Consider the following 11,044-nt stretch of genomic DNA (forward strand, 5'->3'; position numbering starts at 1 on the left):
AGGGTCACCTGTGCGGATAATCACTATATCGTAAAGCCATCAAAGAATTTTTTCACACCCTCAAACCAGGACGCTCTTTTGGGCGAGTGCTTGCCTTTTTCGAGGCTTTCCTGAAGCTGACGTAACAATTCTTTCTGTTCGGTATTCAGGTTCACCGGGGTCTCAAGAACAACCCGGCACAGGAGGTCTCCGGGGCCACCGCCGCGCACGCTGGAGACACCCTTGCCCCGCAGGCGAAAGACGCGATCAGTCTGAGTTTCGGGCGGAATCTTCAATTTCACCCGACCATCCAGCGTCGGCACCTCAATTTCTCCGCCCAGAATGGCATCCACAATACTGATCGGCACTTCACAGTACAGGTTTCTGCCCTCGCGCTTGAACAACGAGTGCTCGCGAACATGGATCTGAACGTAAAGATCGCCCGGAGGGCCACCCTCCGGCCCGGCCTCACCTTCACCCGCCAGGCGAATTCGGTCACCGGTATCAACGCCGGCGGGAACCTTGACAGACAGCGTCTTGCTTTCCTGGACGCGGCCCTGACCATGACAGGCACCACAGGGATCAGAAATAACCTGACCGCGACCACGACAGGTCGGGCAGGTCTGCTGAACAGCAATGAAGCCCTGCGACATGCGCACCTGACCATGACCACCACAAGTGCCACAGGTGGTTGGCGTGCTGCCTTTTTTGGCACCGGAGCCGTCACAGATTTTACAATTGACCAGCGTGGGCACCCGGATCTGCACCGTCTTCCCTTTTACCGCATCCTCAAGGTCGAGCTGCATATCATAGCGCAGGTCCGAACCCCGCATAGGGCCGCCCCTACCGCGGCCACCACCGCCGAAAATATCGCCAAAAACATCTCCGAAAATATCGCTGAAACCGCCGAACCCGGGGCCACCCTGACCGCCACCAAATCCGGCATTGGGATCCACCCCGGCGTGACCGTACTGATCATAGGCCGCCTTCTTCTCTTTATCGGAAAGCACCTCATAAGCCTCGGTAGCTTCCTTGAACACATCTTCGGCGGCCTTGTTGTCCGGATTCCGATCCGGGTGGTTCTTCATCGCAATCCGACGGTAGGCTTTTTTAACTTCGTCAGCGGAGGCGTTTTTGGCAACACCGAGAATTTCGTAATAATCGCGTTTGGCCATTGCGTTTCAACTTCTCTGGTTGGGTTCACTGCCAGAGGCAGCAATCATCATGTTGTTCTGTGCACTGCCTTGGCAACACACCAGACACGGCAAGGCGCGGACTGGAAACCGCGCCTGCTTCCGGCACTTGCGTGCCGGGCACTCCAAATAAGACAAGCCTTACTTGTTGTTGTCGTCTTTCACTTCTTCGAATTCAGCGTCAACGGCATCATCGGATGTGCCGCCCTCGGTCGATTCCGCGCCCTCGGGTTGAGTCTCAGCCTGTTCGGCGTAAAGCTTTTGTGCCAGCGCAGCAGAGGCTTCGGAAAGTGTGTTCGCGGCGGCATCAATCGCCTCCTTGTCATCATTTTTGACGGCGTCTTCCACGCCCTTGATGGCAGACTCAATCGCCTCTTTCTCTTCGGCACTGGCCTTGTCACCCGCTTCTTCCAGCGTTTTCCTGGCGGCGTGGGCCAAGCCATCCGCAGCGTTGCGGGCGCTCACCAGCTCTTCAAATCTCTTGTCTTCGGCGGCATTTGCCTCGGCATCCTTGACCATTTTGTCGATCTCGTCATCGGAGAGACCAGAGCAAGCCTTGATGATAATGGACTGCTCTTTGCCGGTAGCCTTGTCCTTGGCGCTGACATTGAGAATGCCGTTTGCATCGATGTCAAAAGTCACCTCAATTTGCGGCATACCGCGAGGTGCCGGGGGAATGTCAGCCAGATCAAAACGACCCAATGACTTGTTGCCGGCTGCCTGCTTGCGCTCACCCTGAACCACGTGAACCGTTACCGCGTGCTGGTTATCATCTGCCGTTGAGAAGATTTGCGATTTTTTCGTCGGAATCGTGGTGTTTTTCTCAATCAGAGGTGTCGCCACACCACCCATGGTTTCAATGCCCAGGGTCAGGGGTGTCACATCCAGCAGCAGCACGTCTTTTACTTCACCGGACATTACCGCTGCCTGAATCGCAGCACCAACGGCAACAGCCTCATCGGGGTTAACATCCTTGCGCGGCTCTTTGCCGAAGAATTCAGTAACGTATTTTTGCACCATGGGCATCCGGGTCTGACCACCCACCAGAATGACATCGTCAATTTCTGAAGCGGATTTACCGGCGTCTTTCAGTGCCACTTTCACCGGCTCCATGGAACGGACAACCAGCTCTTCCACCAGGGACTCGAGTTTGGAGCGAGTCAGCTTGACCACCAGGTGTTTCGGACCGGTAGCATCGGCGGTGATGTAGGGCAAATTCACTTCAGTCTGCTGACTGGAGGACAGTTCAATCTTGGCCTTTTCCGCAGCCTCTTTGAGGCGTTGCAGCGCCAGCGGATCGCTGTGCAGGTCTATGCCGCTGTCCTTCTTGAACTCGGCGGCCAGGTACTCGATCAATCGCAGGTCGAAATCTTCACCCCCAAGGAACGTGTCACCATTCGTGGACAGCACTTCAAACTGGTGTTCACCATCCACATCGGCAATTTCAATAATCGAGATATCAAAGGTGCCGCCACCCAGGTCGAAGACAGCCACAACGCGGTCACCGGGATCGCGATCCATGCCATAGGCCAGCGCAGCGGCCGTGGGCTCATTAATAATACGTTTGACTTCAAGGCCGGCAATCCGACCGGCATCCTTGGTAGCCTGCCGCTGGGAGTCATTAAAATAGGCCGGCACGGTGATGACGGCTTCGGTGACTTTCTCGCCCAGATAATCTTCAGCTGTCTTCTTCATTTTCTTCAGGACTTCGGCTGAAATTTGCGGCGGCGCTTTTTTGTCACCTTTGACTTCCACCCAGGCATCACCATTGTCCGCTTTGACGATTTTGTAGGGCACCATCTTGATGTCTTTCTGCACGACATCATCATCAAAACGACGACCAATAAGCCGCTTGACGGCGAACAGGGTATTGCTGGGGTTGGTCACGGCCTGGCGTTTGGCTGACTGGCCCACCAGGATTTCATTGTCTTCGGCAAATGCGACGATGGACGGCGTGGTACGCGTCCCCTCGGCATTTTCGATCACTTTCGGCTTGTCGCCCTCAAGTACAGCCACGCAGGAGTTGGTGGTGCCGAGGTCAATTCCGATTATCTTGCCCATTATTTGTTTCTCCGGGTTTGCTTAAACTGGTAAAAATTGGTTTCTGTGTCTGTATATTGGCCCGCATTGCGGAATTTCAAGGCTCGCTGGTGTTATTCGCCGCCAACTTGGCAACCACCACCATGGCGGGGCGAATCAGCCGGCCATTGAGGGTGTAACCCTTCTGGAACACATCAATCACGGTATTGGGTTTTGCATCCGGCACTTCAAGCATGCTCATCGCCTGATGAAGATCGGGATTAAACGCCTCACCGCTGGGATCGACGGCCTCTACCTTGAAGCGAGCCAGTACGTCCTGAAAACTTTTCAGGGTGAGCTCAATGCCGTCACTGACTGCCTTGAACTCGTCGCCGACATCCGTCATTGCCTGAATGGAGCGTTCAAGGTTATCGACCACCGGCAATAATTCGCCGACAAATTTTTCGAGAGCATACTTGTGGGCGTTTTCCACATCGCGCTCCATACGCCGTCGCAGGTTCTGCATTTCCGCGTGGGTTCTCAGCACCTGATCCTTGGCGTTGGCCAGATCAGCCGTCAACTGTTCGACCTCGCCGATTGCGGGCTGCGCCTCCGGTTGCTCTGTTTCAGGCCGCGGCTCAGCGGCGTCTTCTGAACCGGGATCCTGCGGATCCGGTTCCTGATGATTCTGTTCTGTTGACACGCAACATCTCCCTTCTTTCTGTTGAATACGCTGCTTCAGGACTTTGCTTCAACCCGCTATATTGGGCCATTGCCCGCTGTTTCAAGGGCAGACGCGCTGAAAAATTGTGTATAACATTGGTCTTCTGGCGTCACCTCACACAAACAGGCATTACTGGTGCTTATTACCCTGACAGTCAAACATTTCACGCTGGTGGAGTCCCTCGAAGTGGATTTCGATGCCGGCATGACGGCACTGACCGGCGAAACAGGGGCAGGCAAGTCCCTGGTGCTCGACGCCCTGGCAATGGCGCTGGGAGATCGCGCCGATACGGATCGGATTCGCCAGGGCCAGGAGCGTGCCGAGGTCTCTGCATTATTTGATCTGGCAGAGATTGCAACGGCCCGGCAGTGGCTGATCGACAACGATTTTTCCGAAAACGGTGACGAAGTATTATTGCGGAGGCTGCTGACCCGCGAGGGTCGATCCCGGGGCTACATCAATGGTCAAGCCGCCACCATGCAGCAATTGCGGGAGCTTGGCGAGATGCTGATCGATATTCACAGCCAGCATGAACACCAGTCGCTGTTGCGCAAGGAGACTCATCACAAAATTCTGGACAACTTTGCCGGGTGTTCGGAGCTGGCTGGCGAGTTGCGACAGGCTTACCAGCAATGGGCAACCACAACACAACGGCTGGACAAACTGGAGAACGCCTCGGACGAACTGAATGCCAGACGGGAACTGCTCACATTTCAGTTATCGGAGCTGGATGAACTGTCTCTGGCAGAAGGGGAGCTGGAGCAGCTGGAACAACAGCAACAGCAACTGGGAAATGCGGAGGCCATACTCAGGGACAGCGGGGCCCTGTTACAGCTCTGCTGTGAGGCGGAAGACGTCAACCTGCAAGACAGCCTCGGCAAGGCCTTGCAGTTGCTGGCCAACATGCCCGGCAAGCCTGCCGAGCTGATCGAGGCAGAAAAGCTACTCAACAGTGCGGCCATTGAAGTGGCGGAAGCCGGCCGTGGAATCCAGCAACATCTGGACAAATTCGAGCTGGACCCGGAGCGGCTATTGCAACTGGAAACACGCTTGAGCGCCATCTACCAGTTGGCGCGCAAACACCGCATCGACCCGCCAGAGTTACCGGCCAAACATCTGGCGCTACAGGAAGAACTGGACAATCTCGCCGGTGGCGAGGGCAGCATTGAAAAACTTCGACAACAGGCGACGGCCCTGTCCGAGCAGTACCTCGCACTGGCGGAAGACCTCACGGCCCGCCGAACAACTGCGGCAACCGAATTTTCTGCGCTGGTTGAACAGCAGTTTTCGGCACTTTCGATGGATGGCACACGATTCATACCTCAGCTAACCCCGGTCAAATCGGGGCAATTAACAGCCAATGGCATGGAAACCATCGAATTTCTGATCACCACCAATCCGGGGGAACCGCCGAGACCCCTCGCCAAAATCGCCTCCGGTGGCGAACTTTCACGAATCAGTTTGGCGATCCAGGTTATCGCGGCAAACCATTCGGCGGTCCCCACCCTGATTTTCGACGAGGTGGATGTGGGCATTGGTGGCGCCACCGCAGATGTGGTCGGCAAACTGCTGCGTCAGCTCGGCGGGCAGGGACAGGTCATTTGTGTAACGCATCTGCCACAGGTTGCAGCCTGTGCTCACCACCACCTGCTGGTGACCAAAACCACCCACGAACATTCCGCCAACAGTACTATCCGGTCGCTTTCAGGTGCTGACCGCACCAACGAAATCGCACGCATGCTCGGAGGCGCCAGGACGACCGACACCAGCCTCAGTCACGCCAGGGAAATGTTGCAACTGGGCGAACAAACCGCTTGATACAGATCAACAATTTCAACCATTCAAACCGCTATGCTGGGCCCTTTCTCCATAATTAGAGGGCGTTACTGTGCAGAAAGAAGATACAGAAACACTGGCCAGAGTCGGAAAATTGGTGCTAATAGGCGTTGGCGTCATGCTATTGCTCATTGCCGCCGCCTCGATGATCGGCTAACCCGGCTGCCCCACTCATCGCCGCTTGAATAAATCACGTGTAATTCCATTTCAGGTAGACCCGTAGATTGTCGACTGCAGACCTCTGCTATACTGACATTTCCGCACAGAAACCCGGAGGGAACCTGTTATGATCCAGCAGTTTTTATCAGCGAGTTTTAATCTGAGTATGTTGCCCGCCAGACTGGCCATACGAAATACCAAAGCCTCTTTTCAGGCGATGCGCGACCTCCCCGGAACAGTGAAGCAATATGCCGGCGGCTTACACCAGTCCTGCGGGGACAGCCAGCTGTTTATCAACCAGCTAATGCGACGCATTGACGCGGAACTCGGCGGCGACCCCGCCAACCTGAGCAATCACGAACGCGAGATGATCACTGCCCGCGAACTGGCCATGGCAGAACAGCACCTCGGCCACGCCATGTTTAATATGCTCAAGGCATACCGGGTATTGTCAGCCAAACCTTCGCGGGTGATCGAATACGGACGCGCGGAGCGGATCGACTAATCCTGTCGGCGAAACAGATAGTTCTTTCTGCCGTTATTGCACACCACCAGCTGACGCCCAAACCGATCACACTGTCCTGGCTGCAGCGCCAGTGAGTCTGGCTGCGACTCATTAACAGCCAGACGCTGCTTATCCTCCTTCAGAAAACCAAACATCGTTTCAAAGCGCTGCGCAAAAGCCACACCCTTTGCTATTACATCATCAAACAGATAGACAAATTTCGCATAGGAAAACGTCGACCCGCCAAGGCCGATTTCCATCATTTTCTCCAAATATTGTCGGTAGGCCACCGTCAGGTAATCAACCCTGGCGGCCCGATCATCCATGGCGCCACGAAAAACCGGTATATGCATTTTATTCGATGCTTTGAGCACGCCGTCCGCCAGCCTGCTATTGGCCTGGTTGCTCACCAGCAGATAGCGGGCACCCTCGCAAGCCAACCACAGATGATCGAGCTGGCAGCCATCCAGTCCGCTGTCGACCTTGTGGAGTTCTGCGGCCTCAACGACCTCCGGCACGGGCAATCGGGTATCGGCAGGCACAGCAACGTCAATGCCGGCTCTCGCGGCAGGTCGCCTCAGCAATAGAGCCTGAACTGTGTCGTTGTTGCGTCGAAAGTCCAGCAATGAAGGCAAGTCAGCCCCCTGACCTGCAGCCTGCACTTCACAATAGAGTTGTTCGTAATAGGTTTCAGCCAGCAACCAACAAAACCGGTCTGCCACTGCGGAGACCGGGGACAAGAGCAGTAAATACCCTGTTGTTATTCTCAGCCATTTCCACATGGGCTCACCGATTTTATAGGGCCTGAGACACAGGCGTGTGGTTCACAAAAGATCAGATAGCCCTCGCGCCCGGATATTTACGCAACCGCCGTAACCTTTTAGACTGGTTATCTTTTGAACAGGGAAGGCGAACGCAACCCGCCAGTTATGTCACAAATTATTATTCGCCTGCTCGCCCCGATGTTCTGCCTGATGCTGGCAGCCTTCACCTATTGGCAATATCCGGCGCTGAATGGCGATCAACGGGCTCTGCTGGAGCAGTTGCCTTTCATCGTCTGCGGACTCGCCGCTTTCATGGCCCTACTGGCAAACCAATCCAAAAATCTGGGTACGGCCATGACAATGCTGATCAGCTACTGGCTGATTCGGCATTTTCTGCAGGCACCATTGAATGCCGAGCCGGCCAACCAGATCTTCAGCCTTATCTCACTGTGCCTGCCACTGATACTGGGTGTGTTCATTATTCTCCCCGACACCGGCTGGCGACACCCGGCTTTTCTGGTATTGACGGCCTTTATCTCAATCTTTGCACTGATCATCATCAGCCTTTTTCAGTGGCAACCCCTCTGGTTTTCCCAGCTCCTGCCCGGCATCAACGAAAGTACTTTTTTTGGCCTGAAGATATCCGCCACAGCGGGATTACTGTTTCTACTGGTCTATACCTTCAGCATCATCCTGCCATTGCTTCGCAGGGAGTATCTGGACAGCAGCCTGCCGGGCTGTGTGTTCTTCAGTTTTATCACCGTGGGATGGTTTCAGTTATCACACATTTCCTCGATCATGTTTTCTGCCGCCGGATTACTGTTGATTATCAACCAGACCCAGGCCCTGCTCAACATGGTGTATCGGGACGAACTGACCCAGATTCCCAACCGGCGGGCGCTACTCCGCGATGTGCGAACCATGGGCAATCACTATGCGCTGGCGATGGTAGACGTGGACCATTTCAAGCCCATCAACGATCAATATGGCCACGACCTGGGCGACCAGGTGCTTCGCGCCATTGCCGCGCAACTGCGCCGGGTCAGCGGTGGCGGACGGGCCTACCGCTTTGGGGGAGAAGAGTTTTGCCTGCTGTTTCGTGGCAAAACACGGGAGCAGGTCGTCGATCACCTGGAAGAACTGCGCAAGAATATTGCAAATTACGACATGGCCACCCGCGACAACAAAAATCGACCGCGCTATCAGTCCAGCGGCGAAAAGAAACGTGGCGCTTCACGACGTCGTGGCAATATCCGGGTGACCGTCAGTATAGGTGTTGCCGATGCACAGGACGCCCTGCATTTTGATGGCGTCATGAAAGCCGCCGACAGCGCCATGTATCGCGCCAAAGAAGCCGGCAGAAATCAGACCAAAGTTGCGTAATCAACCCGCAATTATTTTTTAGCCTTTACGTAAAGCACCAGATTGTGGCCCACCAGATCGAACCCATGCTTGGTAGCAATCGCTTTCTGCAACGCTTCAATTTCACTGCTTTGAAATTCAATCACATCGCCGCTATCCACATTCACCATATGATCGTGATGAATGCCCCGATCAATTTCATAAACTGCCGGCCCACTGTCAAAGTTATGCCGGGTAATCAGGCCGGCACTCTCGAACTGGGTCAGCACACGATATACCGTGGCAATACTGACATCGTCACCGGCTTCGAGTAATTTGCGGTACACATCCTCGGCGCTCATGTGACTTTCGTTGATTTCCTCTAGAATCTGCAGGATCTTCAAACGGGGTACGGTGACCTTGAGCCCCGCCTTCCGTAAGTCCCGGTTTTCATCCTTCATTCTGCTACCGCCTCTTTAATACACTCAATTGATTCTGTATTATCGCCGTTCACTGAAAACTCTGGAACCCCCAATGCATTTTACTGCAAGAATTACCTGCTGCCTGGCCATGACCGCGTTACTCGGCGGGTGCTCAGGTGTCTCGATGCCGGATTTCAGTATGCCAAAACTGCCCAATGTCTATAAGTTTGATATCCAGCAGGGCAATGTCATCACCCAGAACATGATTGACCAGCTTCGTCCGGGCATGACCAAGTCCCAGGTGCGCTTTGTGATGGGGACACCCTTGATTTCGGATACCTTCAATGAAGATCGCTGGGACTATTACTACAGTCTGTCACCCAGCAACGGCGACGAAGTCAGGGAACGGATGGCCATTTTCTTTGAAAACGACCAACTGGTAGGTTTCAGAGGTGACTTTATTCCCACTGCGGTGAATATCGAAACCACCGAGTAATCAACTACCCTGCCCGGCCTTCGCCGCACGCCGTTTGCGAATCTCTTTGGGGTCCACGGTCAGGGGTCGATAAATCTCCACCCGATCACCCGCTTCCAACACATAGGTCTTTGGCGGGTTGAGGCCCTTGGTACCCAGGGCCTGCCCGAAGATACCCATTTTTACATTTTCCAGATCAATCTCGGGGAACTGCTGCACAATTCCGGACTGTCGCACCGCCTCATACGCGGTAGTTCCGGGAGCAACCTTGAGCGCCAGCAGTTGCTGACGCTGAGGCAACGCATAGGCCACCTCTACGGTAATCAACTCAATATCTTTCACGGGCCATAGACCTCCTGGGCACGCCTCGCCAGCGAATCCACCAGATTGTTCGCCACAGAGGTAAACAAACTGGTGGAGGCAAGCCCTACCGACAGACTGTTAAATTCAAATTCCAGGTCGAGCATCACCTTGCAGGCATTTGCCGTCAATGGTTTGAAGTGCCACTCACCGGACAACTTTTTAAAAGGCCCCTGCTCAAGGCTCATGGTAATCTGCTCGGGTTTTTTCAGGGTATTTCGAGTGGTAAAACTGTAACCGATGCCCCCTTTCTTCAAGTCTAGCCTGGCCACCATACCACCCTCTGACTGCTCTAATATATCGGCTCCGACACAGCCTTCCATATAACGTGGATAACTGTTCACGTCGTTGACCAGATCATACATTTGCTCAGCGGAGAACATCACCAGCGCACTGCGTTTTATGGTTGTCAGCATCAGGAAAATGTCTTGTAGAGGCCCATCACAAAAATGATACCCACGGCTATTGGCGAAATATATCGCAATACCCAGTACCAGCTCGTAAAGACCCGGCCCGACTCATCGGCGAGCTCGCCCCGCACGGTTTCCGGTCGCATCATCCAGCCCACAAACAGGGCGATAAATAGACCGGTGAGCGGCAGCATGACACTGGAGGTCAGAAAATCCATAAACTCGAAGAAATTAAACCCGGCAACCCGCTTTTCCGCCCAGAGATTAAAGGATAAAACACTCCCCAGCCCAACAACCCAGGCAATACCACCGAGCAGCAGGTTCGCGGTAATACGGGTAAATTTTTTCGACTCGATGAGATAGGCAACGGCGGGTTCGATCAGCGAGATCGCCGAGCTCCAGGCGGCCAACGTCACCAGCACAAAGAACAGGCTGCCAAATAATAACCCTCCCGTCATATTGCCAAATGCGATCGGCAAGCTGACAAACAGCAATCCCGGACCCGCCCCGGGTGCAATCGACGGGTTCGCAAACACAATGGGGAATATGGCCAGCCCGGCAACCAGCGCCACCACCGTATCCAGAAAGCCGACGGCAAGCACAGTGCGACCAATCCGGGCATGCTCAGGCATGTAGGCACCGTAGGCCATAATGGCACCCATCCCCAGACTGAGGGTAAAAAACGCATGCCCCATGGCCTCCAGAACCCCCGCCCAGGTCAGCGCCTCATAGTTAAAACTGAACAGAAAATCGACAGCCTGGGCAAAATCCCCTCGCTGAATGCCGAACACCAACAGGATCAGCAACAGCACAAACAACACCGGCATCAATACTCTTACCGCAACACCGAGCCCACG

The 11,044-nt window shown here is 54.5% G+C and carries 12 protein-coding genes; 4 read left to right on the forward strand and 8 right to left on the reverse strand.

Annotated features, from left to right (window positions below; all coding sequences use genetic code 11):
* Nucleotides 1-23: 23 nt before the first annotated feature.
* The 3 genes from dnaJ to grpE all read right to left on the reverse strand — a co-directional run bounded on the left by dnaJ (nt 24) and on the right by grpE (nt 3,894).
* Nucleotides 24-1,154, reverse strand: coding sequence for a molecular chaperone DnaJ (dnaJ, locus tag QZ516_RS11635; protein ID WP_297189956.1), 1,131 nt, complete (start codon nt 1,152-1,154; stop codon nt 24-26).
* 159 nt (nt 1,155-1,313) lie between these two features.
* Complete coding sequence (dnaK, locus tag QZ516_RS11640; protein WP_297189959.1) at nt 1,314-3,233, reverse strand: molecular chaperone DnaK; 1,920 nt, start codon at nt 3,231-3,233, stop codon at nt 1,314-1,316.
* 76 nt (nt 3,234-3,309) lie between these two features.
* Nucleotides 3,310-3,894 (reverse strand): nucleotide exchange factor GrpE, encoded by a 585-nt coding sequence (gene grpE, locus QZ516_RS11645; RefSeq protein ID WP_297189962.1) that lies wholly within the window; start codon nt 3,892-3,894, stop codon nt 3,310-3,312.
* 156 nt (nt 3,895-4,050) lie between these two features.
* On the opposite strand from grpE, the gene recN reads away from it, so the two are divergent.
* Nucleotides 4,051-5,733: a DNA repair protein RecN gene (recN, locus tag QZ516_RS11650; protein ID WP_297189965.1), complete on the forward strand. Its 1,683-nt coding sequence runs from the start codon at nt 4,051-4,053 to the stop codon at nt 5,731-5,733.
* Nucleotides 5,734-6,037: 304 nt separating this feature from the next.
* Nucleotides 6,038-6,415, forward strand: a complete 378-nt coding sequence (locus QZ516_RS11655; protein WP_297189968.1) for a hypothetical protein — start codon at nt 6,038-6,040, stop codon at nt 6,413-6,415.
* Here QZ516_RS11655 and QZ516_RS11660 read toward each other — a convergent pair.
* Entirely contained in the window at nt 6,412-7,137 is a 726-nt protein-coding gene (locus QZ516_RS11660) for a hypothetical protein (protein WP_297189970.1), read from the reverse strand. The two genes, QZ516_RS11655 and QZ516_RS11660, sit on opposite strands and share 4 nt — an antisense overlap.
* Nucleotides 7,138-7,344: 207 nt before the next feature.
* Between QZ516_RS11660 and QZ516_RS11665 the strand changes: the two genes are divergently transcribed.
* A complete protein-coding gene (locus tag QZ516_RS11665) occupies nt 7,345-8,562 on the forward strand; it encodes a GGDEF domain-containing protein (RefSeq protein WP_297189972.1) in 1,218 nt (405 codons plus the stop codon).
* Nucleotides 8,563-8,573: 11 nt separating this feature from the next.
* Here the strand turns inward: QZ516_RS11665 and fur are convergent, their stop codons facing one another.
* Nucleotides 8,574-8,981 (reverse strand): ferric iron uptake transcriptional regulator, encoded by a 408-nt coding sequence (fur, locus tag QZ516_RS11670; protein WP_297189975.1) that lies wholly within the window; start codon nt 8,979-8,981, stop codon nt 8,574-8,576.
* A gap of 73 nt (nt 8,982-9,054) precedes the next feature.
* On the opposite strand from fur, the gene QZ516_RS11675 reads away from it, so the two are divergent.
* Nucleotides 9,055-9,438 carry an outer membrane protein assembly factor BamE gene (locus QZ516_RS11675; protein WP_297189978.1) on the forward strand — a complete coding sequence of 128 codons (384 nt, stop codon included), beginning with the start codon at nt 9,055-9,057 and terminating at the stop codon, nt 9,436-9,438.
* Here the strand turns inward: QZ516_RS11675 and QZ516_RS11680 are convergent, their stop codons facing one another.
* The 3 genes from QZ516_RS11680 to QZ516_RS11690 form a co-directional block, all read right to left on the reverse strand.
* Nucleotides 9,439-9,759, reverse strand: coding sequence for an RnfH family protein (locus tag QZ516_RS11680; RefSeq protein WP_297189980.1), 321 nt, complete (start codon nt 9,757-9,759; stop codon nt 9,439-9,441).
* Nucleotides 9,756-10,193 (reverse strand): type II toxin-antitoxin system RatA family toxin, encoded by a 438-nt coding sequence (locus QZ516_RS11685; protein ID WP_297189983.1) that lies wholly within the window; start codon nt 10,191-10,193, stop codon nt 9,756-9,758. The genes QZ516_RS11680 and QZ516_RS11685 overlap by 4 nt, the downstream gene beginning before the upstream one ends.
* A partial coding sequence (locus QZ516_RS11690; RefSeq protein ID WP_297189986.1) for a sodium-dependent transporter occupies nt 10,193-11,044 on the reverse strand: 852 nt, incomplete at its 5' end. The genes QZ516_RS11690 and QZ516_RS11685, both read right to left, overlap by 1 nt.

Source organism: uncultured Porticoccus sp., from assembly GCF_913061305.1.
Taxonomy (GTDB): Bacteria; Pseudomonadota; Gammaproteobacteria; order Pseudomonadales; family Porticoccaceae; genus Porticoccus.